Origin of the sequence: Pseudomonas sp. FDAARGOS_761, from assembly GCF_013343155.1 — a bacterium.
Lineage (GTDB): Bacteria > Pseudomonadota > Gammaproteobacteria > Pseudomonadales > Pseudomonadaceae > Pseudomonas > Pseudomonas aeruginosa.
Map to the genome: position 1 here is coordinate 1,880,329 of NZ_CP054572.1, position 22,132 is coordinate 1,902,460.

At 67.3% G+C, this 22,132-nt stretch carries 26 protein-coding genes; 11 read left to right on the forward strand and 15 right to left on the reverse strand.

Annotated features, from left to right (window positions below; translation table 11 throughout):
• The first annotated feature begins 69 nt into the window (after positions 1-69).
• Positions 70-531 (forward strand): bacteriohemerythrin, encoded by a 462-nt coding sequence (locus FOC67_RS08925; RefSeq protein WP_003087637.1) that lies wholly within the window; start codon positions 70-72, stop codon positions 529-531.
• A gap of 64 nt (positions 532-595) precedes the next feature.
• Here the strand turns inward: FOC67_RS08925 and folE are convergent, their stop codons facing one another.
• The 4 genes from folE to FOC67_RS08945 form a co-directional block, all read right to left on the reverse strand.
• A complete protein-coding gene (folE, locus tag FOC67_RS08930; RefSeq protein WP_003087639.1) occupies positions 596-1,141 on the reverse strand; it encodes a GTP cyclohydrolase I FolE in 546 nt (181 codons plus the stop codon).
• 77 nt (positions 1,142-1,218) lie between these two features.
• Positions 1,219-1,776 (reverse strand): Smr/MutS family protein, encoded by a 558-nt coding sequence (locus FOC67_RS08935; RefSeq protein WP_003087642.1) that lies wholly within the window; start codon positions 1,774-1,776, stop codon positions 1,219-1,221.
• 56 nt (positions 1,777-1,832) lie between these two features.
• Positions 1,833-2,153: a hypothetical protein gene (locus FOC67_RS08940; RefSeq protein WP_003087644.1), complete on the reverse strand. Its 321-nt coding sequence runs from the start codon at positions 2,151-2,153 to the stop codon at positions 1,833-1,835.
• Between the two features lie 172 nt (positions 2,154-2,325).
• Positions 2,326-2,922, reverse strand: a complete 597-nt coding sequence (locus FOC67_RS08945) for a cysteine hydrolase family protein (RefSeq protein WP_003110433.1) — start codon at positions 2,920-2,922, stop codon at positions 2,326-2,328.
• 170 nt (positions 2,923-3,092) lie between these two features.
• Between FOC67_RS08945 and prmB the strand changes: the two genes are divergently transcribed.
• Positions 3,093-4,007: a 50S ribosomal protein L3 N(5)-glutamine methyltransferase gene (gene prmB, locus FOC67_RS08950; protein WP_003087648.1), complete on the forward strand. Its 915-nt coding sequence runs from the start codon at positions 3,093-3,095 to the stop codon at positions 4,005-4,007.
• A gap of 24 nt (positions 4,008-4,031) precedes the next feature.
• On the opposite strand, the gene FOC67_RS08955 is transcribed toward prmB, so the two are convergent.
• The gene (locus FOC67_RS08955; protein ID WP_003087649.1) at positions 4,032-4,811 is read right to left on the reverse strand and encodes a hypothetical protein; all 780 of its coding nucleotides are present in this window, start codon (positions 4,809-4,811) and stop codon (positions 4,032-4,034) included.
• Between the two features lie 77 nt (positions 4,812-4,888).
• Positions 4,889-5,872 (reverse strand): alpha/beta hydrolase, encoded by a 984-nt coding sequence (locus tag FOC67_RS08960; RefSeq protein ID WP_003132885.1) that lies wholly within the window; start codon positions 5,870-5,872, stop codon positions 4,889-4,891.
• A 107-nt stretch (positions 5,873-5,979) separates the two neighbouring features.
• Here FOC67_RS08960 and aroC point away from each other — a divergent pair, with 107 nt between their 5' ends.
• The 6 genes from aroC (at position 5,980) to FOC67_RS08990 (ending at position 10,411) form a co-directional block, all read left to right on the forward strand.
• Positions 5,980-7,071, forward strand: coding sequence for a chorismate synthase (aroC, locus tag FOC67_RS08965; protein WP_003087653.1), 1,092 nt, complete (start codon positions 5,980-5,982; stop codon positions 7,069-7,071).
• A 43-nt stretch (positions 7,072-7,114) separates the two neighbouring features.
• The gene (locus tag FOC67_RS08970) at positions 7,115-8,266 is read left to right on the forward strand and encodes an MFS transporter (RefSeq protein WP_003110431.1); all 1,152 of its coding nucleotides are present in this window, start codon (positions 7,115-7,117) and stop codon (positions 8,264-8,266) included.
• Positions 8,263-8,880 (forward strand): methylthioribulose 1-phosphate dehydratase, encoded by a 618-nt coding sequence (locus FOC67_RS08975; RefSeq protein WP_003087655.1) that lies wholly within the window; start codon positions 8,263-8,265, stop codon positions 8,878-8,880. The genes FOC67_RS08970 and FOC67_RS08975 overlap by 4 nt, the downstream gene beginning before the upstream one ends.
• Positions 8,877-9,422, forward strand: coding sequence for an acireductone dioxygenase (locus FOC67_RS08980; protein ID WP_003087656.1), 546 nt, complete (start codon positions 8,877-8,879; stop codon positions 9,420-9,422). The genes FOC67_RS08975 and FOC67_RS08980 overlap by 4 nt, the downstream gene beginning before the upstream one ends.
• Before the next feature lie 71 nt (positions 9,423-9,493).
• Positions 9,494-10,171, forward strand: a complete 678-nt coding sequence (gene mtnC / locus FOC67_RS08985; protein WP_009314683.1) for an acireductone synthase — start codon at positions 9,494-9,496, stop codon at positions 10,169-10,171.
• Positions 10,172-10,219: 48 nt separating this feature from the next.
• Positions 10,220-10,411, forward strand: coding sequence for a PLDc N-terminal domain-containing protein (locus tag FOC67_RS08990; protein WP_003087658.1), 192 nt, complete (start codon positions 10,220-10,222; stop codon positions 10,409-10,411).
• A gap of 15 nt (positions 10,412-10,426) precedes the next feature.
• Here the strand turns inward: FOC67_RS08990 and FOC67_RS08995 are convergent, their stop codons facing one another.
• Positions 10,427-11,320, reverse strand: coding sequence for a DNA-3-methyladenine glycosylase (locus FOC67_RS08995; protein WP_003087659.1), 894 nt, complete (start codon positions 11,318-11,320; stop codon positions 10,427-10,429).
• Between the two features lie 148 nt (positions 11,321-11,468).
• Between FOC67_RS08995 and speE the strand changes: the two genes are divergently transcribed.
• From speE to FOC67_RS09010, 3 genes are all read left to right on the forward strand, one after another.
• Positions 11,469-12,329: a polyamine aminopropyltransferase gene (gene speE / locus FOC67_RS09000; RefSeq protein ID WP_003103196.1), complete on the forward strand. Its 861-nt coding sequence runs from the start codon at positions 11,469-11,471 to the stop codon at positions 12,327-12,329.
• A 160-nt stretch (positions 12,330-12,489) separates the two neighbouring features.
• Positions 12,490-13,359, forward strand: coding sequence for a YncE family protein (locus FOC67_RS09005; RefSeq protein WP_003087664.1), 870 nt, complete (start codon positions 12,490-12,492; stop codon positions 13,357-13,359).
• A gap of 2 nt (positions 13,360-13,361) precedes the next feature.
• Complete coding sequence (locus FOC67_RS09010; RefSeq protein ID WP_003087666.1) at positions 13,362-15,464, forward strand: LTA synthase family protein; 2,103 nt, start codon at positions 13,362-13,364, stop codon at positions 15,462-15,464.
• A 105-nt stretch (positions 15,465-15,569) separates the two neighbouring features.
• Here FOC67_RS09010 and pscU read toward each other — a convergent pair whose 3' ends face one another.
• The 8 genes from pscU to pscN are packed head-to-tail and all read right to left on the reverse strand — an operon-like array spanning position 15,570 to position 22,129.
• The gene (gene pscU / locus FOC67_RS09015; RefSeq protein ID WP_003087668.1) at positions 15,570-16,619 is read right to left on the reverse strand and encodes a SctU family type III secretion system export apparatus subunit PscU; all 1,050 of its coding nucleotides are present in this window, start codon (positions 16,617-16,619) and stop codon (positions 15,570-15,572) included.
• Positions 16,616-17,404 carry a SctT family type III secretion system export apparatus subunit PscT gene (gene pscT, locus FOC67_RS09020; RefSeq protein ID WP_003132884.1) on the reverse strand — a complete coding sequence of 263 codons (789 nt, stop codon included), beginning with the start codon at positions 17,402-17,404 and terminating at the stop codon, positions 16,616-16,618. The genes pscU and pscT overlap by 4 nt, the downstream gene beginning before the upstream one ends.
• Complete coding sequence (gene pscS, locus FOC67_RS09025; RefSeq protein ID WP_003087672.1) at positions 17,401-17,667, reverse strand: SctS family type III secretion system export apparatus subunit PscS; 267 nt, start codon at positions 17,665-17,667, stop codon at positions 17,401-17,403. Before pscS ends, pscT begins: the two co-directional genes overlap by 4 nt.
• A gap of 2 nt (positions 17,668-17,669) precedes the next feature.
• Positions 17,670-18,323, reverse strand: coding sequence for a SctR family type III secretion system export apparatus subunit PscR (gene pscR / locus FOC67_RS09030; protein WP_003087674.1), 654 nt, complete (start codon positions 18,321-18,323; stop codon positions 17,670-17,672).
• Positions 18,320-19,249, reverse strand: coding sequence for a SctQ family type III secretion system cytoplasmic ring protein PscQ (gene pscQ, locus FOC67_RS09035; RefSeq protein ID WP_009314675.1), 930 nt, complete (start codon positions 19,247-19,249; stop codon positions 18,320-18,322). Before pscQ ends, pscR begins: the two co-directional genes overlap by 4 nt.
• Positions 19,246-20,346, reverse strand: a complete 1,101-nt coding sequence (gene pscP, locus FOC67_RS09040) for a type III secretion system needle length determinant PscP (RefSeq protein WP_073651032.1) — start codon at positions 20,344-20,346, stop codon at positions 19,246-19,248. Before pscP ends, pscQ begins: the two co-directional genes overlap by 4 nt.
• Positions 20,334-20,810 (reverse strand): type III secretion system central stalk protein PscO, encoded by a 477-nt coding sequence (gene pscO / locus FOC67_RS09045; RefSeq protein WP_003109497.1) that lies wholly within the window; start codon positions 20,808-20,810, stop codon positions 20,334-20,336. The genes pscP and pscO overlap by 13 nt, the downstream gene beginning before the upstream one ends.
• On the reverse strand, positions 20,807-22,129 hold the full coding sequence (gene pscN, locus FOC67_RS09050) for a SctN family type III secretion system ATPase PscN (protein WP_019371912.1): 1,323 nt from the start codon (positions 22,127-22,129) through the stop codon (positions 20,807-20,809). The genes pscO and pscN overlap by 4 nt, the downstream gene beginning before the upstream one ends.
• Positions 22,130-22,132 lie beyond the last annotated feature (3 nt).

Genomic DNA, 22,132 nt, shown 5'->3' on the forward strand with positions numbered 1-22,132 from the left:
CGTCACAAAAATACCCTGGCCCCAGGCCGTTCGGAAAGGCCGTTCGCTGTTCGCTTGGGGGAAGTCATCATGGCGCATCTGGTCTGGCAGGATGACCTGAATACCGGTATTCAGGTCATCGACAATCAACACAAACGCATCGTCGAGATGATCAATCACCTGCACGACGCCCAGCAAGGCAAGGAACACGCGGCGATCGCCGAGGTGATCGAGGAGCTGGTGGACTACACGCTGTCGCACTTCGCCTTCGAGGAAACCCTGATGGAGGATGCCGGCTACCAGTTTTCCCGGGCGCACAAGAAGATCCACGAGCTGTTCATCCGCCGGGTCTCCGAATACCGGGTGCGCTTCCAGGCCGGCGAGGATGTCGGCGATGAACTCAAGGGCTTGCTCTCGCGCTGGCTGTTCAACCACATCCGCAACGACGACGCCGGATATGTGGATGCGGTACGCCACAGCATGTCCGAACTGGTCAAGGACAAGAGCGAGGGCGGTTGGTTGTCGCGCTCGATGAAGCGCTTCTTCGGCTGATCGCCGGGGAAGGAAACGCAAAACCGGCCCAGTGGGGCCGGTTCTTTCGCCAGCGGACCTGGCCTCAGCGGATCAGGCTGAGGAATTCGCTGCGGGTGGCTGCGTTGTCGCGGAATTCGCCGAGCATCACCGAAGTGACCATGGACGAGTTCTGCTTCTCCACGCCGCGCATCATCATGCACATGTGCTGGGCCTGGATCACCACCGCGACGCCGAGGGCGCCGGTGACCTGCTGGACCGCCTCGGCGATCTGCCGGCTCATGTTCTCCTGGATCTGCAGGCGGCGGGCGTACATGTCGACGATCCGCGCGACCTTCGACAGGCCGAGCACCTTGCCGTTCGGAATATAGGCCACGTGGGCCTTGCCGATGAAGGGCAGCAGGTGGTGCTCGCAGAGCGAGTACAGCTCGATGTCCTTGACCAATACCATTTCGCTGTTGTCGGAGCTGAACAGGGCACCGTTGACGACTTCTTCCAGGCTCTGTTGGTAGCCGCGGCACAGGTACTTCATGGCCTTGGCGGCACGCTTGGGCGTGTCCAGCAGACCTTCGCGGTTAACGTCCTCGCCGAGCTGGGTGAGGATCGAGGAGTAGTGTTGTTCCAGGGACATGGGCGTTCCAGTCAGACGATTACCAGCGCGGAGGGTAGGACGTCGCCGGGCCGCTGGCAAGACTCGGCGCTTGCCGGCTACTCGTCGCGGCCTTCGAGCATGGTCCTGCGCAGCATCACGTAGACCGAGCCGGTGCCGCCGTGGCGTGGCAGGCAGGAGGTGAAACCGAGCACCTGCGGGTGTTGGCGCAACCAGGTATTGACGTGGCTTTTCACCAGCGGGCTGCGTCCGTCCTTGCGCGCGGCCTTGCCATGGGTCACGCGCACGCAGCGGATTTCCAGGCGGGTGGCCTCGGCAAGGAAGTCCCATAGCGTCTGCCGGGCCTTCTCCACGCTCATGCCGTGCAGGTCGAGGCTACCGTCGAAGGGCACCAGGCCCTGCTTGAGCTTGCGCAACTGGCTTTCCTGGACGCCGTCGCGGGCCCAGGACAGCTCGTCCTCGGGGCCGACGTCGATGACGAACTGGTCGGACAGGCCGTCGACGCGGATTTCGTCGTTGCGCACGCTGGCATTGAGCTGGCGCTGCTTGAGTTGCTGGCGGTCGTTGCGAGGTTTGCCGGTATCGGCTCGATCGACCGAGATGCGCTTGACGCCGCGCATCTCGCTCTTGAACAGGGAAAAGTCGTCGTCTTGCATGGGAGCCTCCGCGAAGCGGCGCAGTTTACCGGATCGGCCGCACGCCGGCAGCCCGCTCAGTCGCGCTTTTTCATCAGGTTCGGCGACAGGCTCAGGTCGCTGTTGCGGCGGCTGCGACGGCGGCTGAAACGCCAGAAGAACACGCCGAGGCAGAGCGACAGCAGGCCAAGGGCCAGCAATACGCCGCCGGCGGCGGGTTCGATATGCAGCATGCCGACAGCCGGCTGGCGGCCGATCAAGGCCGAGGTGCCGGCCAGCGACAGCAGCACGCCCAGGCTCGCCACCAGGGCCGCGAACGCCGCCGCCAGGCGCCAGCGCCAGACTCTCGGCCGGCGCGGGCGCAGCCGGCGCGCATCGAAACTATCGGACAGCTTCATCCCGACTTCCTCGTGTGTCATCGGGGCTAGGACCGGAACCTTCCGGCCGGGTTCCCGGATTCCCGGGAGCCGTGGGCAAACCGTGCGCCGCTCGTCTTCTCGCCGCAAGCCATGGCCCTGCAGGCAGACTAGTCCTCCGCAGGGCGGGGCGGGAGGGCGGCTGGATGGGCGGTCAGAGCAGGTCCCGGGCCTGGGCGACGATCGCCGCGAAGTTGTCGCCGAGGGCGGCGATCTCGGCGCGTTGCAGGTCCGCGGCGCTCAGGACCCCGCCGTTCAGGGTGGGTATGTCGCGGGTGGCGCAGGCGCTGTCGGCGAGGGTGCAGCGGTAGCCGTAGTCCTTGGCCGCGCGCACGGTGGTGCTGACGCTGGAATGGGTCATGAAACCGCAGACGATCAGGTCGAGACGGCCGTGGTTCTGCAGCAGGTCGTGCAGCTCGGTGCCGGAGAAGGCATTGGGCAGGCGTTTCTCCACGACCTTTTCCCCGGCTTCCGGTTGCAGTTCCGGGAGGAACTGGCCGCGCGGACCCTGCGGATCGAACAGGCCACCCTGGATACCCAGGTGGCGCACATGCACGATGGGCGTACCGTTGGCGCGGGCTGCCTGCACCAGCACGCCGATTTCCGCGGCGGCAGCGTCCAGGCCTGGCAGGCTCAGGGCGCCGCTGCGGTACTCTTCCTGGGCATCGATGATCAGCAAGGTGCTCTGCCGAAGGGGGGCTGGCGGGTAGCCGCGTCCGCTGATCTGCAAAAGGGTGAGCGGATGAGGCATGTCACTACTCCTGAGAAGGCACATGCCTTTCATTCTGGCCCCTATCGGCGAGCCTGTGAACCTTTGCCGCATGCGCACTAAAGTGGTATGGACTTCCCGCGCTGGAGGCCAGCTCCGGCGCGATCGGCTAGAATGTCGCCCTTTTGTGCGTTGCGAGGAGCAATTCCGTCATGTCCGAGTCCCGTCTGCTCACCCTGCGCGACTACATCCGCTGGGCTGTCAGCCGTTTCCACGCCGCCGGCCTGTTCTTCGGTCACGGCACCGACAATGCCTGGGACGAGGCGCGCCACCTGGTTCTGGGCTCCCTGCACCTTCCCTGGGAAATTTCTGACAGCTACCTGGATTGCCGCCTGGAAGACGATGAACGCGCCGAGTTGGCGGAGATCCTCCGGCGGCGCATCGAGGAACGGATTCCGGCGGCCTACCTGCTGGGCGAAGCCTGGTTCTGCGGGATTCCCTTCAGCGTCGACGAACGCGTGCTGGTGCCGCGCTCGCCTATCGCCGAACTTATCGAACAGCGCTTCGCGCCCTGGCTGCCGGCCGAGCCGGCGCGAATCCTCGACCTCTGCACCGGTTCCGGCTGCATCGGCATCGCCTGCGCCTATGCGTTCGAGCAGGCGGAGGTGGTGCTCGCCGACCTGTCCTTCGATGCGCTGGAGGTGGCCAACGTCAATATCGAGCGCCACGACCTCGGCGAGCGGGTCTACACCGTCCAGGGCGACGGTTTCGCCGGGCTTCCCGGCCAGCGCTTCGACCTGATCGTGTCCAATCCGCCCTACGTGGATGCCGAGGATTTCGCCGACATGCCGGCGGAGTTCCATCATGAGCCTGAACTCGGCCTGGCCTGCGGCGACGACGGCCTGGACCTGGTGCGACGGATGCTCGCCGAGGCGGCCGACCACCTCAGCGAGAAAGGCCTGCTGATCGTCGAGGTGGGCAACAGCGAGGTCCATGTGCAGGCGCTGTATCCGGAAGTGGACTTCACCTGGCTGGAGTTCGAGCACGGCGGCCACGGGGTGTTCATGCTGTCCGCCGCGCAGTGCCGCGAGCACCGGGAACTGTTCCGTTCGCGCTTGGAAAAGTGATCGGAGGCGGCTGGTGCCGCCGGTTCAGTGAGTGGCGATCCAGATCAGCAGGCCGGCCTGGAACACCGCGAAGGCGGTCAGGCAGGCGATGGTGAAGCGCAAGCTGGTGTCGTCGCGGCGGTAGTGGTTGATGCGCTGTTCCAGTTGGCGGATCTCCGCATCCTGGGCCTGCAGGGTCTGCTCGGCCTGTTCCAGCATCGCCGCGGCGTCCAGCAGCGGCACGATCTGCACCTTGTCCTTGTGCCAATCGCTGTGCAGCTCGCTGACCCGGCCGGCGCTGTAGCGGGCCTTGAGCAACCGCTGGTCCTCATAGCTGACGTCGAAGCCCTGGGCGCGGATGAAATGGTCGCGGCGCAGGCGTGCGTCTTCGGTCAGGCCATCCTTCAGCGCCAGTGCGCCGCCTTCCACCTTGTAGTGGGCCCAGCGTCGTTGCGCCCAGGCGATCGCCTGGGCCAGCAGGAAACGGCCCAGCCCGCGGTTCAAGGGTTCAAGGCTGAGCCCGGCGTCCGAGCCGAAACGCACTTCCTTGTTGCGATGATCGGCCCAGACCTCCAGCAGGTTCTGCTCCTTGCGCAGCATCAGGCCTGGCACCTGGATGCTCAGGCGCAGCAGGCTCTGGTCCGCGCTATGCCGTTCGACCCTGCCGAGCTGGACGAAGCGCAGGGGGCGGGCGCCGGTCGCGCGGTCGGTGGGCAGCGGCGCCAGGCGGAGCAGGCGGAAATGCTCCGGCGCCAGTTCGGCCCAGGGGTGCGGCGGTTTCTTCTCGGCTTCTTCTGCGGCCGGTTGGGTATCGCTATCGATCATCGGACATCCTCTGGCCGGCCGCCTTCACGGGCCGGCTTTCAGAACTTGTCGGCGCGGGAAGCGATTTCTGTAGCGGCTCAGCGGCCTTTTTCCGCGTCTGCGCCGCGCAGGATGAAGCGGCTGACCGCCTCGACCAGTTGCCGGGCCAGCGGCAGGTTCGGGTCGTTGTAGGCGGAAAGCTGCTGCAGACCGGTGCTCGGGGCGATCCGCAGGATGTGGTTCATGCCGTCGATGAGCACCAGTTGCGAGTCGGGCTTGGCCCGCTGGAGCGCCTTGGCGTCGGCGACGCCGACCTGGATGTCATTGCGGCCCTGGACGATCAGGGTCGGGATGCGCAGGCGGCCGAACGCGCGGGCCGGGTCTTCGCGGAACAGCGAGATCAGGTACGGCTGCACGCTGGGTCGGAGCAGGCTGGAGAGCGCCGGCGGGATATCGCTGCGGGTCTCGCCGGCCTTCAGCGAAGCCAGCACCGAGTCGGCCTGGCGCAGTTGCGCCGGCGGCAGGCGACCGCGCAGTTGCTCGCGCAACACCCGGTCGATGGGTTGGCCGCTGCCGGCGATGGCGATCAATTCCTCGGCCGGCGTGCGAGGCGCCGCCAGGCTGGCGATCAGCGCGCCTTCGCTATGGCCGACCAGGATCAGCCGGGAGAAGCGCGGGTCGCGGGCCAGCCGCTCGCTCCAGGCGACCACGTCGTCGACATAGGCGCCGACGCTGAGGTCTTCCTCGCGCGGCGCCGCCGCCAGGCTGCGGGCGACTCCCCGCTTGTCGTAGCGCACGCTGGCGATTCCGCGTTCGGCCAGGGCCTCGGCGAGACGCAGCAGGTAGCGGTTGTTGCCGCCGAAGGGGTTGTTGCCGTCGCGGTCGGTGGGACCGGAGCCGGCGACCAGCAGGACCACCGGCGGCGGCACGGCGCTGCGCGGCAGCAGCAAGGAGCCGCGCAGCACGCCGTGCCCGGTGTCCAGGTCGTAGGGGCGGTGCAGGATGCTGTTGGGAGCGGCGTGGGCCAGGCTGGCGAGCAGGCAGAACAGGGCGAGGAGGGCGCGCGGCATGGAGGTCTTCATGGGCCGATGATAGCGCTTTGATCGCGTCCTCCGGGGAAGGTTCGCAGGCCCGTCCTTGACGGGTATACTCCCATGTCTTTCCCTCTCGTCCTCACGCGGAGCCTCGCATGTCCGGCAACACCTACGGCAAGCTCTTCACCGTCACCACCGCAGGCGAAAGCCACGGCCCGGCGCTGGTCGCCATCGTCGATGGGTGCCCCCCGGGGCTGGAACTGTCCGCCCGGGACCTGCAACGCGACCTCGACCGGCGCAAGCCCGGCACCAGCCGGCACACCACCCAGCGCCAGGAAGCCGACGAGGTGGAGATTCTTTCCGGGGTGTTCGAGGGCAAGACCACCGGCACGCCGATTGGCCTGCTGATCCGCAACACCGACCAGAAGTCCAAGGACTACTCGGCGATCAAGGACCTGTTCCGCCCGGCCCACGCCGACTACACCTACCACCACAAGTACGGCGTGCGCGACTACCGCGGCGGCGGCCGTTCTTCGGCGCGCGAGACCGCCATGCGCGTGGCCGCCGGGGCTATTGCCAAGAAATACCTGGCGGGCCTGGGCATCCAGGTGCGCGGCTACATGAGCCAGCTCGGGCCGATCGAGATTCCGTTCAGGAGCTGGGACAGCGTCGAGCAGAATGCCTTCTTCAGCCCCGACCCGGACAAGGTGCCGGAGCTGGAGGCCTACATGGACCAATTGCGCCGCGACCAGGATTCGGTCGGGGCGAAGATCACCGTGGTTGCCGAAGGCGTGCCGCCGGGCCTGGGCGAGCCGATCTTCGACCGCCTGGACGCCGAACTGGCGCATGCGCTGATGAGCATCAACGCGGTGAAGGGCGTGGAGATCGGCGCCGGCTTCGCCAGCATCGCCCAGCGCGGTACCGAGCACCGCGACGAACTGACCCCGCAAGGCTTCCTGTCGAACAATGCCGGCGGCATCCTCGGCGGGATCTCCTCCGGCCAGCCGATCGTCGCCCACCTGGCGCTGAAGCCGACCTCCAGCATCACCACTCCCGGGCGCTCGATCGATACCGCCGGCGAGCCGGTGGACATGATCACCAAGGGCCGTCACGACCCGTGCGTCGGCATCCGCGCCACGCCGATCGCCGAGGCGATGATGGCCATCGTCCTGCTCGACCAGTTGCTGCGCCAGCGTGGGCAGAACGCCGACGTGCGCGTCGACACGCCGGTCCTGCCGCAGCTGTGAGGGCTGTGGCAGGCCGCGGTGCGGGACGGGTGAACGGCGGATCGTGACCAGCGCGGTTCCCTACTGGCGCCTGTCCAGCTTCTATTTCTTCTATTTCAGCCTGCTCGGCGCCACGGCGCCGTTCCTCGCCCTGTATTTCCATCACCTGGGCTTCCCCAGCCCGCGCATCGGCGAGCTGGTGGCGATTCCCATGCTGATGCGTTGCGTCGCGCCCAACCTGTGGGGCTGGCTGGGCGACCGCAGCGGCCAGCGCCTGGCCATCGTGCGCTTCGGCGCGGTATGCACGGCGCTGGGCTTCTCGCTGATCTTCGTCAGCCACAGCTACGCCTGGCTGGCCTTGGTGATGGCGTTGCATGCGTTCTTCTGGCATGCCGTGCTACCGCAGTTCGAGGTCATCACCCTGGCCCACCTGCGCGAGCGCAGCGCCAGCTACAGCCGGATTCGCCTGTGGGGCTCGATCGGTTTCATCTGCACCGTGGTCGGTCTCGGCGCGCTGTTCGAGCGCCTGAGCCTGGATGTCTACCCGGCGACGCTGCTGGGTATCATGCTCGGCATCGTGCTGTGCAGCTGGTGGGTGCCCAATGCCCAGCCGGCCCATCGCGAACCGCGCGAAGGCGAGGGCGGCTTCCTCGCCCAGTTGCGCCAGCCGGGCGTGCTGGCGTTCTACCTGTGCGTGTGCCTGATGCAGCTGTCCCATGGGCCGTACTACACCTTCCTGACCCTGCACCTGGAATCGCTGGGCTACAGCCGGGCGCTGATCGGTCTGCTCTGGGCGCTAGGGGTGGTCGCCGAGGTCATCCTGTTCCTCGCCATGCCACGCCTGCTGCAACGTTTCAGCCTGCGCCAGGTGCTGGCCGCGAGCTTCCTGCTGGCGTCGTTGCGCTGGCTGCTTCTCGGCAACCTGGCCGACAGCCTGGCGCTGCTGGTCTTTGCCCAGACGCTGCATGCCGCTACCTTCGGCAGTTTTCATGCGGCTGCCATCCATTTCGTGCAGCGTAGCTTCGGCCCGCGCCAGCAGGGCCAGGGCCAGGCCCTGTATGCTGCGCTGGCCGGTACCGGCGGAGCCCTGGGCGCGCTGTATTCCGGCTATAGCTGGAACAGCCTGGGCCCTGCCTGGACCTTCGCCATCGCCAGCCTGGCAGCCTTGCTGGCAGCCGCTATCATCAGTACCCGTTTGCAAGAGGTGCGGGCATGAACGACAACCGTGAACAGCTGACCCAGCAGATCATCGACGCCGGCCGGTTCCTCTACGGCCGCGGCTGGTCGCCGGCAACCAGCAGCAACTACTCCGCGCGCCTGGACGAACAGCGCGCGCTGCTCACCGTCTCGGGCAAGCACAAGGGCCAGTTGGGCTTCGACGACGTGCTGGTCACCGACCTGGCCGGCAACAGCCTGGAACCGGGCAAGAAACCCTCGGCGGAGACCCTCCTGCACACCCAGCTGTATGCCTGGAACCCGGCGATCGGCGCGGTGCTGCATACCCACTCGGTGAATGCCACCGTGCTTTCCCGCCTGGTTCGCGGCGACCGCCTGGTGCTGCAGGACTACGAACTGCAGAAGGCCTTCGCCGGGGTCACCACCCACGAAGGCCAGGTCGAGGTGCCGATCTTCGACAACGACCAGGACATCGCCCGCCTGGCCAGCCGCGTGCAGCCCTGGCTGGAGGCGCATCCGCACTGCCCGGGGTATTTGATCCGCGGCCACGGGCTGTACACTTGGGGCGCGCGCATGAGCGATGCCCTGCGTCAGGTGGAAGCTTTCGAGTTTCTGTTCGAGTGTGAACTGAAAGTACTGAGTCTGAGCCGATGAGCAGCCTTACCGTCTATCACGAGAACCAGCCGGAGCAGCCGCTGAAGCTGCTGACCCATGCCGAGGACATCGCTTCGACCCTGGCCGAGGTCGGCGTCCGTTTCGAACGCTGGGAAGCCGCCGCGCCGATCGCCGCCGGCGCCAGCCAGGACGAGGTGATCGCCGCCTACGCCCACGAGATCGAGCGGCTCAAGCGCGAGCGCGGCTACATCACCGTGGACGTGGTCAGCCTGAACAGCGACCACCCGCAGAAGGCCGAATTGCGCGCCAAGTTCCTCGACGAGCACCGCCATGGCGAAGACGAGGTGCGCTTCTTCGTCGCCGGGCGCGGCCTGTTCGTCCTGCATATCGAGGAGCATGTCTACGCCGTGCTCTGCGAGCGCAACGACCTGATCTCGGTGCCGGCCGGCACGCGCCACTGGTTCGACATGGGCGAGCACCCGCATTTCGTCGCCGTGCGCCTGTTCAACAACCCGGAGGGCTGGGTCGCCCAGTTCACCGGCGACGACATCGCCAGCCGCTTCCCCCTGCTGGAAGACTGAGCGAGGCGCCGTCCCATCCGTCACCATCCGCGCCCCCGGTCCTGCCGGGGGCGGTTTCATCCGGAGTCCGCATGACCATCAAAGCCATCCTCACCGACATCGAAGGCACCACCAGCGCGGTCAGCTTCGTTTTCGACGTGCTGTTTCCCTATGCCGCCCGGCACCTGCCGGACTTCGTCCGCGAACACGCCGGGGAGCCCGAGGTAGCCGCGCAACTGGCGGCGGTGCGTGCCGAGAGCGGTGAGGCGGACGCCGATGTCGAGCGGGCGATCGCGATCCTCCTGCAATGGATCGCCGAGGACCGCAAGGCGACGCCGCTGAAGGCCCTGCAAGGCATGGTCTGGGCCCAGGGCTACCGCGACGGTCAATTGAAGGGCCACGTCTACCCGGACGCGGTGCAGGCGCTGCGCGAGTGGAAGGCCCGTGGGCTGGACCTGTACGTCTATTCCTCCGGCTCGATCCAGGCGCAGAAGCTGATCTTCGGCTGTTCCGAGGCCGGCGACCTGGGCCCGCTGTTTTCCGGCTACTTCGACACTACCAGCGGGCCGAAGCGGGAAAGCGCCTCCTATGCGCGGATCGCCGGGGCCATCGGCCTGCCGGCCGCGGAAATCCTTTTCCTTTCCGACGTGCTGCAGGAGCTGGATGCCGCGCGCGACGCGGGCATGCGCACGCTCGGCCTGGCCCGCGAAGGCGGCAGCCTGGACGGCCATCCGACGGTGGCCAGCTTCGCCGACATCGTCGTGGAGTGAGCGCGCCGGCTATCCTGAGGGAACACTCTTGCTCGGGAGCATCGCGCCATGGGTTCCACCCTCAGCGGGCTGATCAGCCTGGTCATCCTGGCCCTGGATATCTGGGCCATCGTCAACATCCTGAAAAGCACTGCGGAAACCGGGATGAAGATCATCTGGGTCCTGGTGATCATCGTCCTGCCGGTGCTCGGCCTGATCATCTGGGCCATCGCCGGCCCGCGCGGCAACGTCAGGCTGTAGCCTCCCGCCGCGGCGCTAGCCGCCTGCGGCGTAGTGGTGCCACAGGTGGATGGCGGCGTAGGCGCGCCAAGGCCGCCAGGCCTCGGCGCGGGCCTTGAGGCTGCGCGCATCGATGCCTTGCGGCCCCCAGACCGTGGATTTCAGCAGGCCGAGGTCGGCGGCGGGGAAGGCGTCGGCTTCGCCCATGGCACGCAGGGCTATGTATTCGGCGGTCCAGGGGCCGATGCCGGGCAACGCGCAGAGGCGCTCCACCAGCGCCTCGGGGCCGTCCGCCAGGTCCAGGCTCAGCTCTCCCGAGGCGATCGCCGCGGCGAAGCGTTGCAGCGTCTGTACCCGCTTGCCGGGCATGCCGATGCCGTCGAGGTTGGCTTGCGCCAGCGCGGCGGGTGTCGGGAACAGGTGGCTGATGCCGTCGTAGCCGAGATTTTCCAGCGGCTCGCCGAGGCGCTGGATCAGGCGCCCGGTGATGGTCACCGCGGCCTTCACCGTGACCTGCTGGCCGACGATGGCGCGCACCGCCTGTTCGAAGGGGTCGAAGGCCACCGGCAGGCGCAGCCCCGGATTGGCGGCTACCAGCGGGCCGAGCAGGGGATCCCCGGCGAAATGCCGGGCGATGGCGGCCGGGTCGCTGTCCAGGTCGAACATCCGGCGGACCCGTGCCTCGAGTTCGGCGGCCAGGGCATGGGCGGACGGGCTGAGGCTCAGCGCCAGGACCTGGCGTTCCGCCAGCGGTCGCACCTCGAACCAGGCCGGGCGGCCGTTGGCCCGGAAGCTGCGGGCATAGTGGTCGTCGCCCAGGCTTTCGACACCGGCGAGCAGGCGCAGGGCGAAATGCTGGTGGAACTGGCGCCATTCCCAGGGCGACTGGTAGGGCAGGTGCAGGACGAGGGGAGAGGTAGGCTGGCTCATGGGCAGACGATACCTGTCCGGCGCAGCCGGCGCCATCCGCCGGCGGGGTTCGACCTGTCATTGCCGCCAGCGTAGAATGCGCGCCTTTCTTCGCGGCGCGGGCAAGTCCCGCTGCCAGATTGCAGCCTTACCAGGGAGATCCCGGCCCATGAGCGATTATCAGGAAACTCTGTACCAGGGCTACGGCCAGCGCTTCAGCATCGACAACATGCTGCATGAGGTGCGCACCGAGCACCAGCACCTGGTGATTTTCGAAAACGCCCGGATGGGCCGGGTGATGGCGCTCGATGGAGTGATCCAGACCACCGAGGCCGACGAGTTCATCTACCACGAGATGCTCACCCACGTGCCGATCCTCGCCCACGGCGCGGCCCGGCGCGTCCTGATCATCGGCGGCGGCGACGGCGGCATGCTGCGCGAGGTGGCCAAGCACAAGAGCGTCGAGCGGATCACCATGGTCGAGATCGACGGCACCGTGGTCGACATGTGCAAGGAGTTCCTGCCCAACCACTCCCAGGGCGCCTTCGACGACCCGCGGCTGAACCTGGTGATCGACGACGGCATGCGCTTCGTGGCTACCACGGAAGAACGCTTCGACGTGATCATCTCCGACTCCACCGACCCGATCGGCCCTGGCGAGGTGCTGTTCTCCGAGAACTTCTACCAGGCCTGCCGGCGCTGCCTGAACGAGGGCGGCATCCTGGTCACCCAGAACGGCACGCCGTTCATGCAACTGGAGGAAGTGCGCACCACCGCCGCACGTACCGACGGGCTGTTCGCCGACTGGCATTTCTACCAGGCGGCGGTGCCGACCTATATCGGCGGCGCCATGACCTTCGCCTGGGGCTCGACTCGCGAAGGCCTGCGTCGCCTTCCGCTGGAAACGCTGCGCCAGCGCTTCCGCGACAGCGGCATCGCCACCCGCTACTACAACGCCGATATCCACCTGGGCGCGTTTGCTCTGCCGCAGTACGTGCTGCAGGCCATCGGCAAGCAGGACAACGACTGACGCTTCACCGGGAAGGGCCGCAAGGCCCTTTTTCATGCGTCGCTCCGACATCCCCTGTTACTGCCAGCTAACATTTTTTTCACAATCGATCCGGGAAAATCTGCGCGCTTTTTTCCGTTGCCATGGCTATAAATGGCAGTTTTGTCCTTGAGTGCATCGAATGCTGACCAAACGATTGCGCCAGAGCGGCGTAGTAGTCTCCTGCCTGCTCGGTAGCGTCCTCTTCATCGCCCTGGCCTTCCTCGGCTGGCAGCGTTTCGCCCCGGCAGCCACCGTGTCCGGCTGGACCTACCGGGTGGTGCTCGAGGACATTCCCCACGTCAGTGCCCTGGCCCGCGACCCGGACGGCCTGCTCTACGTGAGCCAGGAGTTGCAGGACGGCAAGGGCCTGGTGTTCCGCATCGCCGCCGATGGCAGCCGCGATACGGTGCTCGACGGGCTGTCCAAGCCCGACGGCATGGCCAGCTTCCGCGACGGCATCGCGATCAGCCAGGAGCAGGGCGCCTCGCCGGTGTTCTGGTGGCATGCCCAGCAGGCCCGGCCGCTGTTCGACGGCATCCAGGTGGAGGGCGTCGCCAGCGACGGCCGCTACCTGTACGCCGCCGAGGATCGCGACCTGGACGGGCGGATTCTCCGCTACGACCCGGAGACCGGCGGACTGACGGTACTGCGCGAGGGATTGCAGCGCTCCGAAGGGGTGGCCGCCTGCCCGGACGGAAGCGTCTTCTACACGGAAAAGAAACGTGGCCACGTCATGCGTCTGCATGAGGGGGCCGAGGACGAGGTGGTGCTGAACGGACTGAATGCACCGAGCTTTTTGCTGTGCGACAGCGAAGGCCTGTGGATCACCGAGGACTCGACGCATAACGCGCGAGCCTTGCTGCTGCCGCCCGACGGGCCGCTGCAGGTGATCGTACGGCGCCTGCGTTCCGCACAGTCCCTACTGCCCATCGGGCCCGGCCGCTACCTGCTGGCCGAGCAGGGGCGGGACCGCATTCTCGAAATCGAACGACAGAAGAGCGAATTGTAAACATGGACCAAACGGAAGTCCGAACCACCCAATCGCCCCCACGGCTGTTCCAGCCCACCATCCGCAGCCACCTGGCGTTCACCGCGCTCAGCGCGCTGGTGCTGCTGGTCATGTTCAGCCTGCTGCGCCTGGCCTTGCTGATCTACAACCGCGAACTGATCGGCGCGACCCCGGCGAGCACCTTCCTCGAGGCGTTCGGCAACGGCGTGCGTTTCGACCTGCGGGTCGTCGTCTATGCCGTGGCGCCGCTGGTGCTGTCGCTGTTCGCGGTACGCGCGATGGCCGCTCGCGGCCTGTTCCGTACATGGTTGACGCTGTTCGCCAGCATCACCCTGTTCCTCGGCGTACTCGAACTGGACTTCTACCGCGAGTTCCACCAGCGCCTGAACAGCCTGGTCTTCCAGTACATGTCGGAAGACCCGAAGACCGTCATGAGCATGCTCTGGTACGGCTTCCCGGTGGTCCGCTACCTGCTGGCCTGGGCCTTCGCCACCTGGGTGCTGTACCGGGTGTTCAAGGCCATCGACCTGGCGACCCGCCCGAGCCAGCGCAAGCCCCGCGAAGACAGCGTGATCGCCCGCCCGGGCGCTGCCGCGCCCTGGTACGTGCGCGGCGTGGTGCTGTTCCTCTGCGTGCTGGTCTGCGTCCTCGCCGCCCGCGGCACCCTGCGCCAGGGCCCGCCGCTGCGCTGGGGCGATGCCTTCACCACCGAATCCATGTTCGCCAACCAACTGGGCCTGAACGGCACCCTGACCCTGGTCAAGGCGGCCAAGGAGCGCTTCTCCGAAGACCGCGCGAACATCTGGAAGGCCACCCTGGACGACAAGGTCGCCCTGGAGACCACCCGGCAGATGTTGCTGACCCCCAACGACAAGCTGGTGGACGCCGACGAGGCCGCGGTGCGCCGCGAGTTCACCCCGCCGGCGGCGAATACCCTGCCGATCCGCAACGTGGTGGTGGTCCTGCTGGAAAGCTTCGCCGGCCACTATGTCGGCGCCCTGGGCGCGCCGGGCAACATCACGCCGTATTTCGACAAGCTGTCGAAGGAAGGCCTGCTGTTCACCCAGTTCTTCTCCAACGGCACCCATACCCACCAGGGCATGTTCGCCACCATGGCCTGCTTCCCCAACCTGCCGGGCTTCGAATACCTGATGCAAACCCCGGAGGGCGGCCACAAGTTCTCCGGCCTGCCGCAGTTGCTCAGCGCCCGCCAGTACGAGGACGTCTACGTCTACAACGGCGATTTCGCCTGGGACAACCAGTCCGGCTTCTTCAGCAACCAGGGCATGACCACCTTCATCGGCCGCAACGACTATGTCGACCCGGTGTTCTCCGATCCGACCTGGGGCGTCTCCGACCAGGACATGTTCGCCCGTGGCAACGAGGAGCTGGACAAGCTGGCGAGCACCGGCAAGCCGTTCTATGCGCTGTTGCAGAGCCTCTCCAACCACGTGCCCTACGCGTTGCCGAAGGACCTGCCGGTGGAGCGCGTGACCGGCTACGGTTCGCTCGACGAGCACCTGACCGCCATGCGCTATTCCGACTGGGCGCTGGGCCAGTTCTTCGAGAAGGCGAAGAAGTCGCCGTACTACAAGGACACCCTTTTCGTGGTGGTCGGCGACCATGGCTTCGGCAGCCCCGAGCAGCTCACCGAGATGGACCTGCACCGCTTCAACGTGCCGCTGCTGCTGATCGCCCCCGGCATCCAGGAGAAGTTCGGTACCCACCTGCCGACCGTCGGTACCCAGGTCGACATCGTGCCGACCATCATGGGCCTGCTCGGCGGCGAGACCGTCCACCAGTGCTGGGGCCGCGACCTGCTGAACCTGCCGGAAGGCGACAAGGGCTTCGGCGTGATCAAGCCGTCGGGCAGCGAGCAGAACGTCGCCATCGTCTCCGGCAACCGCATCCTGGTGCGGCCGAAGGACGGTGACGTGCGCGTCTACGATTACCAGCTGGGCGGCGATGCCAAGGCGGTGATCACCAAGGACGTGCCGGACCAGGCCGAGCTACAGAAGAAGCTGGAGTCGTTCATCCAGACCGCGACCAAGAGCCTGCTGGAGAATACCGCGGGCGTGGTACACGGGATCCCGGACAAGGACTGACCCGTAGCAAGCATGAGAAAGGGGCCTTCGGGCCCCTTTTTTTCGGCGCCAGGTCGCAGCGTCTTGCGTTGCCGGTGCCGAGGCGGCCGCCCTGCCCGATAGCGTTCAGGGTGTATCCGTCTGCTGGCTTTCCAGCCAGCGCAGGACTTCGGCGGTGGCCTGGATCAGGTCCGCCGGTATGTACTGGTCGACATTGCCGTCGCGCAGCAGCGCCCGTGCCAGCGGAACTCGTTGCAGCACCGGGATTCCTTCTTCCTCGGCGATGCGCCGGACCCGCAGGGCCAGGGCGTCGGTGTGCTTCAGGGTGATCAGCGGCAGGGGTGTTTCGCCGCGTCGATAGCGTATGCCGATGGCGACGTGGGTCGGGTTGGCGACGATCACCGAGGAACGCCGGACATCCGCGCGCAGGTTGCTCGATTGCAGTTCCTGATGGAATTGCCGGCGCTTGCTCTTGATCTCCGGGCTGCCCTCCATCTCCTTGTACTCGCGCTTCACTTCGTCCTTGCTCATGCGCAACTGCTTGTAGTGCTGGTGGCGTTCGAAGGCGTAGTCGGCGACGGCAATCGCCAGGAAGCCGACCGCGCAGACCAGCATCAGTTGCCTGAGCATCAGCCCGCTCACCGGTGCCACGCAGTCCAGCCCGCAGGCGGGAATCCGCAGGAGGCTGGCCAGGTTGCCCTGCAAGGTCAGCCAGACCAGCAGGGAGAGCAGGGCGACCTTCAGGGTCGACTTGAGGAACTCCACCAGGCTCCGGATCGAGAAGATCTTCTTCGCGCCCTCCACCGGGTTGATCTTCTTCAGGTCCGGCTTGACGCTGTCGAGGCTGAGCAGGAAGCCGTACTGGCCGACATGGCTGAGCACCACCACCAGCGCCGCGACCAGCAGGACCGGCGCCAGCAGGTAGAGGAGTTCCTGGAGAAGGTTCTCCAGGATGGTCTCCAGCGCCTGGCGAAACGGCAGGTCGATGTACTCGGCGGGCAGCAGGAGCAGCTTGCCGAGATGCTCCAGGTAGTAGTCGGAAAAGCCCATCAGCAGCGCCACCAGCGACAGGATCAACGCGCTGGAGACAATTTCCTTGCTCTTCACCACCTGGCCCTGCCGGCGGGCGTCGCGCAGCTTCTTCGCCGTGGGCTGCTCGGTCTTCTCGGCGCTCATGGCGTCTCCAGCACGGGACGCAGCAGGCGCAGCGGGTCGACGGCGAGCAGCAGGGCATCGTAGGCGTGCTCCATGAGGATGCCCAGGTAGAGCACCAGCAGCAGGCTGGCGACCAGGCTCTTGATCGGCATGGCGAGGATGAACACGTTCAGCGACGGGGCGAAGCGGCTGACCAGCGCCAGGCCGAACTCGGCGAGGAACATGGCGATCAGCAGCGGCGCGGCGAACAGCGCGCAGAGCATCAGCATCTGCGAGAACTGCGCGTAGAAGAATGCCACCCATTGGCTGCCGAACTGCGGGAAGAAACTGCTCACCGGCCAACTGGCATAGCTCCTGAACAGCGAGCCGACCAGCGCGAGGAAGGCGCCGCCGGAGAAGAACAGGGTGATCAGCGTCTGCGTCAGCAACAGCCCGGTGGGGCTGGTCTGGCTGCCCAGGCTGGGGTTGAGGGTCGAGGCGAGTGCCGCGCCACGCTGGTTGTCGATGATGAAGCCGGTCGCTTCCATGGCCCAGAAGGGAATGGTGGCGACGAAGCCGATGAGCAGGCCGAGCAGCACTTCCTTGCCGATCAGCAGGGCGATGTCCAGCGCGCCGAGGGCCGGCGGCAGGCTGCCGGCGACGATCGGGTAGGCGAACAGCGCCAGCGAGCAGGCCACGCCGTTGCGCACCAGGCCGCCGCCCAGGGTCTGCTTGGCCAGCACCGGCAGGACCACGAAGCAACTGATGATCCGCGGCAGCAGCAGGCTGTAGGTCAGCAGCAGTTGCTGCAGGTCCTGGACGCTCATCGCACCAGCGGCACCTTCAGCAGGGTCATTTCGGCGAAACGGTACAGCTCGCCGCCCAGCCAGCCGCTGGTGGCGAACAGTACCACCACCACGGCCACCAGCTTGGCGACGAAGCCGAGGGTCTGCTCCTGGATCTGGGTGAGTGCCTGGACCAGCGATACCAGGGTGCCGATCAGGGCCGCGACCAGTACCGGCGGCAGCGACAGGACCAGCACCAGCCACAGGGTCTGGTTGGTGAAGTGGAGGATGTCGGCGCTGCTCATGGTCAGCCTCCGTAGCTGATGACCAGGCCGTGGGTCAGCCGCGCCCAGCCGTCGAGGAGGACGAACAGGAGCAGCTTGAACGGCAGGGAAATGGTCATCGGCGACACCATCATCATGCCCATCGCCAGGAGGATGTTGGAGATGATCAGGTCGATGGCGATGAAGGGCAGGTAGATCAGGAAGCCGATCTCGAACGCACGGGTCAGTTCGCTGACGGTGAAGGCCGGCAGCAGGATCAGCAGGCTGTCCGGGTCGAGCCGCTCGGCGTATTCGCTGGGCCAGACCTGGCGGGTGCTTTCCATGAAGAAGGTGTGTTCGCGCTCCTGGATCTGCCGCTTGAGGAAGTTCCGGTAGGGCGCCATGCCCTCGTCGAGAAAGCGTTCCACCGATGCCGAGTCGCTCAGGCTGACGTCGTGGTTGCGCAGGTAGTCGCGGGTGGCGAAGCCGACCGGTGCCATCACGTACAGGCTGAGGATGATCGCCAGCCCGTACATCGCCATGTTCGGCGGAATCTGCTGGACGCCCAGGGCGTTGCGCAGCAGCGAGAAGACCACGGTCATCTTGATGAAGGAGGTCGCCATCACCGCGATGAACGGGACCAGCGCGAGCAGGGCCAGGCCGAGGATCAGGCCGAGCTCGTCGGGCAACTGGATCATGCTTCGTCGTATCCGAACAGGCGGGTTACGCGCACCCCGAGCCGGTCCTGGAGCCTGACCAGTTCGCCGATACCGAGGCAGCGCCGGTTGGCGAGGATGCGCACTTCGCCGTCCAGGGCACAGTCGAGATCGAGCAGCGAGCCTGGCTGCAGAGTCGAGAGGGTATGCAGGTCCAGGGTGCGGCGGCCGACCTCGAAGCTGACCGGGATCGGCAGTTGGTCGAGTTCGTGCAGGTCCTCGCTGTCGGCGAGGGAGGGGGTGTCGTGCATGTCGAGCAGTTCCAGTTGCGTGGAGTGGAGTTGGCAGCGCGCCCAGGGGCGTCCTTCGAGAACCCCCAGCAGCGCTGCGTCGGGGCGATGGCCGGCAGGCAGCAGCAACAGGTCGCCGGGCTCCAGGGTGCGCAGCTCGCCGGCCTCCAGCGGCAGGCCGGGCCATTGCAGCGACAGGCGCAGCGGTATGGCCAAGCGTTGCGCCGAGGGGCGCGGCGGCAGGCGTGCCAGCAGCGTCGCCGGATCGCCGTCGAGCCAGAGCGCCAGGCGCTGGTCGTCGCGTTCCAGGCTCAGGCGCAGGCCCATCGCAGCGCGTGGTTGCGCCGGGCTCAGGCCGTACCAGACCAGGCCGGGAAAGACGTTGCCTTCGCGCTCCAGCAAGGCCAGTTGCAGGGCCGCCGGCAGGCTGGCGAAGGCTGCCTCCTGCAGGTTCGGCGCGAGCCAGCGGGCCAGCGCCGGGGCCTGGCAGAGAAAGCGCAGGGGCAGGCCGTCCCACGCCAGGCTCAGTTCGAGATCGACGTCGGGGGCGGCCTGGGCGATGTCCAGGCGCGCTTGCAAAGCGTTGCCGACATAGTGGCGACGGCAACGTGCGAGACGTCGCTGGAGATCCAGTTCGGCGCGGCTGGCGAGCGGCAGGTCGAGGTCCGCACCGTTCATTCGGCTTGCCACTCTTCATGCAGGTAGCGACGTTGCCGCGAGCGCTGACCGCTGTCCTGCTGCTGATTGAAGGTGAGTTGCACCGGTTGTTCCGGATGCAGCCGTTGCAGGCGTTCGAGCAACTCGCCACGGGCTTGCTGGAGCAACGCCAGGCTGCCGGGGCTGGCACTGATCTCGATCTGCAACTGGCCATGGCCATGCAGGACCTGCACCTCCACGGCGCCGAGCTGGGGCAGTTGCACCTGCAGGCGTGCCGCATGGCTTTCGGCTGCGCTGGCGACCTGGATGCGCCCCTGCACGGCATCGAGCAGGCGCGCGAGATCGGCCAGCGGCAGTGGCCGGCTCCCGCTCGATGCCAGCAGGCGTGCCAGCAGGCGGTCGCCGGGGGTTTGCATGGCAGGCAGTGGCACAGGCGCTTGGTCGTCGGGGGGCAGTGCGGATGGATCGGTTTCTCCGGGTTGCCGACGCTCCTCTCCGCGGCCTTCGCCGCCCGCTGTCGGCGCGGGCGGCGAAGCCTGGGCACTGGCCTGCGCCGTGGGCGCGACCTCGGCTGCGGCTTTCGCCGGGAAGCCGGGGCCGGGCTGCGGCCGCTCATGCGTCCGACCTGCGATTTGCGGGTGGGAGGACACCGGCACCAGCGGCGGTTCGTCGACCGGAGGCGCCGAAACGCTGGCCGGCTCCCGGGCTTGCGTGGACGCCGCGACGCGCGCGGAGACCGCCGGCGCTTGCCGTGCTACCGATCCGGACGGCGACACTGTTGGCGTTGGCGTTGGCGTTGGCGTTGGCGTTGGCGTTGGCGTTGGCGTTGCGTCCGCGGCAACTGGCACGGGGGCTTGCCGAGTGGTCGGCGGCCGGTCGGCGGCAGGCGCCGCGGGCTGGTCGGCGAGAGGCGTCGAGGTCGGCGCGTCGGCTGTCGCGGCGGGCTCTTCGGCCTCTGTCGTTTCGTCGCCCTTGTCGAACGGTGGCCTGGGCGCCGGCGGTCGGTGCGCGGGCAGGGCCTGTTCGAAGGCGATCTGCTGCGCGCGCAGCGGCGGAAGGGGGGCAGGGGTGTCGGACGACACGAGCGGAGCCGTATCCACGGCGTTCAGCTTGAGCATGGCCAGGTCTCGTGGCGGGTGAATTCTTCCAGTTCGCCTTCCTCGCTGCGTTCGCGCAGCCCCTGGCGCTCGGCGTCGACGTGGCGCTCCAGTTCGGCGAACTTCTCCAGTTGCCGCTGGCGTTCCAGCAGTTCTCGCCGGCACTGCCGCAGGCGCTCGCGCTCCCCTTCGAGGCGCTGCGCGGTCTCGGCGCAGTCCTGTTCCAGGCCGGCTTCCTTTTCCCGCAGCAGCCCTACCTGCTGCTGCCAGGCTTCCAGGCGTCGGCGGTCGAGCATGGCCGCCTGGCAGGCGAGAAACAGCCGTTGCTCTTCGGCCAGTCGCCAGTCGCGGTAGTCCCGTTGCGCCGCCTGGCGCTCGGTGTGTTCCTGCGCCGCGGCGCGAACCCGTAGCAATTGGCGGCCCTGGGCGCGCTCGGCCCGGTCCAGGCGCAGGCGTCGGACGCGCAACAGCAGCGCCAGGCTCATGCGCAGAGGCTCCGCAACTGCGCGCAGGCCTGTGCGTAATCGCTGGTTTCGTGGGTACCCTGGCGCAGCCACTGGCGGATCGCCCCGATCTTCTCGATGGCCTGGTCGGCTTCGCTGTCCTGGCCTTTCTGGTATTCGCCGATCTTCAGCAGCAACTCGACTTCCTCGTACTTCGCCAGCCATTCGCGCAAGCGTCCGGCCGCATGGCGCTGATCGTCGTCGACGATCTGGTTCATGACCCGGCTCACCGAGTGCAGCACGTCGATGGCCGGATAGTGGTTGGCGGCGGCCAGCTTGCGCGACAGCACGATGTGCCCGTCGAGAATCGAGCGGGTCTCGTCGGCCACTGGCTCGCTCATGTCGTCGCCTTCCACCAGCACGGTGTAGAGCGCGGTGATCGAGCCCCGCTCGGATTGCCCGGCACGCTCCATCAGGCGTGGCAGCGCGGCGAACACCGATGGCGGATAGCCGCGGCGTGTGGGCGGTTCACCGGCCGCCAGGCCGATTTCGCGCTGGGCCCTGGCGAAGCGGGTCAGCGAGTCCATCAGCAGCAGGACGCGGCGTCCCTGGTCGCGGAAATACTCGGCGATGCTGGTGGCGACGAAGCCGGCCTTGGCGCGCTCCATCGCCGGTCGGTCGGAAGTGGCGACCACCAGCACCGAGCGGCGCAGCCCCTGTTCGCCGAGGTCGCTTTCGATGAACTCGCGGACTTCGCGACCGCGCTCGCCGACCAGGGCGAGTACCGTCACATCCACCTCGGCATTGCGCACCAGGCTGGCCAGCAGGGTGCTCTTGCCGCCGCCGGCGGCAGCGAAGATGCCCATGCGCTGGCCTTCGCCGCAGGTCAGCAGGCCGTCGATGGCGCGCACACCCAGCGATAGCGGCCGCTCTATCAGGCGCCGGCTCATCGGCGGCGGGGCATCCCGGTAGACCGGATACCAGGCCGCCGGCTCGGCCGGCGGGCTGCCGTCGAAGGGGCGGCCGAGGCCGTCGAGCACCTGCCCGAGCAGGTGCTCGCCAACCGCCACGCGATGCATGCCGCCGGTAGGGCTGACCTCGGTGTTGGAGGAAACCCCGAGCATCTCGCCGAGCGGGGTGAGCAGCGCCTGGTGCTGCTGGAAGCCGATGACCTCGGCGAGCAGCGCCAGGCTCTGGTCGGGATTGCGCAACTGGCAGAGTTCGCCGATGCGCACGCCGGGCACCACGGCCTTGAGCAGGGTTCCGGTGACCTGGGTGACCCGCCCGCGGATCTGGATCGGCCGGCAGCCTTCGATGGCGTGGCGCATCCGGACGATGAGAGGAGAGAGAGGCGCGGGCATGGC

Bases quoted from the DNA above. Each gene is read 5' to 3' on its own strand.
- FOC67_RS08925 (WP_003087637.1), top strand. From the start codon at position 70: ATGGCGCATCTGGTCTGGCAGGATGACCTGAATACCGGTATTCAGGTC.
- folE (WP_003087639.1), bottom strand. From the start codon at position 1,141: ATGTCCCTGGAACAACACTACTCCTCGATCCTCACCCAGCTCGGCGAG.
- FOC67_RS08935 (WP_003087642.1), bottom strand. From the start codon at position 1,776: ATGCAAGACGACGACTTTTCCCTGTTCAAGAGCGAGATGCGCGGCGTC.
- FOC67_RS08940 (WP_003087644.1), bottom strand. From the start codon at position 2,153: ATGAAGCTGTCCGATAGTTTCGATGCGCGCCGGCTGCGCCCGCGCCGG.
- FOC67_RS08945 (WP_003110433.1), bottom strand. From the start codon at position 2,922: ATGCCTCATCCGCTCACCCTTTTGCAGATCAGCGGACGCGGCTACCCG.
- prmB (WP_003087648.1), top strand. From the start codon at position 3,093: ATGTCCGAGTCCCGTCTGCTCACCCTGCGCGACTACATCCGCTGGGCT.
- FOC67_RS08955 (WP_003087649.1), bottom strand. From the start codon at position 4,811: ATGATCGATAGCGATACCCAACCGGCCGCAGAAGAAGCCGAGAAGAAA.
- FOC67_RS08960 (WP_003132885.1), bottom strand. From the start codon at position 5,872: ATGAAGACCTCCATGCCGCGCGCCCTCCTCGCCCTGTTCTGCCTGCTC.
- aroC (WP_003087653.1), top strand. From the start codon at position 5,980: ATGTCCGGCAACACCTACGGCAAGCTCTTCACCGTCACCACCGCAGGC.
- FOC67_RS08975 (WP_003087655.1), top strand. From the start codon at position 8,263: ATGAACGACAACCGTGAACAGCTGACCCAGCAGATCATCGACGCCGGC.
- FOC67_RS08980 (WP_003087656.1), top strand. From the start codon at position 8,877: ATGAGCAGCCTTACCGTCTATCACGAGAACCAGCCGGAGCAGCCGCTG.
- mtnC (WP_009314683.1), top strand. From the start codon at position 9,494: ATGACCATCAAAGCCATCCTCACCGACATCGAAGGCACCACCAGCGCG.
- FOC67_RS08990 (WP_003087658.1), top strand. From the start codon at position 10,220: ATGGGTTCCACCCTCAGCGGGCTGATCAGCCTGGTCATCCTGGCCCTG.
- FOC67_RS08995 (WP_003087659.1), bottom strand. From the start codon at position 11,320: ATGAGCCAGCCTACCTCTCCCCTCGTCCTGCACCTGCCCTACCAGTCG.
- speE (WP_003103196.1), top strand. From the start codon at position 11,469: ATGAGCGATTATCAGGAAACTCTGTACCAGGGCTACGGCCAGCGCTTC.
- FOC67_RS09005 (WP_003087664.1), top strand. From the start codon at position 12,490: ATGCTGACCAAACGATTGCGCCAGAGCGGCGTAGTAGTCTCCTGCCTG.
- FOC67_RS09010 (WP_003087666.1), top strand. From the start codon at position 13,362: ATGGACCAAACGGAAGTCCGAACCACCCAATCGCCCCCACGGCTGTTC.
- pscU (WP_003087668.1), bottom strand. From the start codon at position 16,619: ATGAGCGCCGAGAAGACCGAGCAGCCCACGGCGAAGAAGCTGCGCGAC.
- pscT (WP_003132884.1), bottom strand. From the start codon at position 17,404: ATGAGCGTCCAGGACCTGCAGCAACTGCTGCTGACCTACAGCCTGCTG.
- pscS (WP_003087672.1), bottom strand. From the start codon at position 17,667: ATGAGCAGCGCCGACATCCTCCACTTCACCAACCAGACCCTGTGGCTG.
- pscR (WP_003087674.1), bottom strand. From the start codon at position 18,323: ATGATCCAGTTGCCCGACGAGCTCGGCCTGATCCTCGGCCTGGCCCTG.
- pscQ (WP_009314675.1), bottom strand. From the start codon at position 19,249: ATGAACGGTGCGGACCTCGACCTGCCGCTCGCCAGCCGCGCCGAACTG.
- pscP (WP_073651032.1), bottom strand. From the start codon at position 20,346: ATGCTCAAGCTGAACGCCGTGGATACGGCTCCGCTCGTGTCGTCCGAC.
- pscO (WP_003109497.1), bottom strand. From the start codon at position 20,810: ATGAGCCTGGCGCTGCTGTTGCGCGTCCGACGCCTGCGCCTGGACCGG.
- pscN (WP_019371912.1), bottom strand. From the start codon at position 22,129: ATGCCCGCGCCTCTCTCTCCTCTCATCGTCCGGATGCGCCACGCCATC.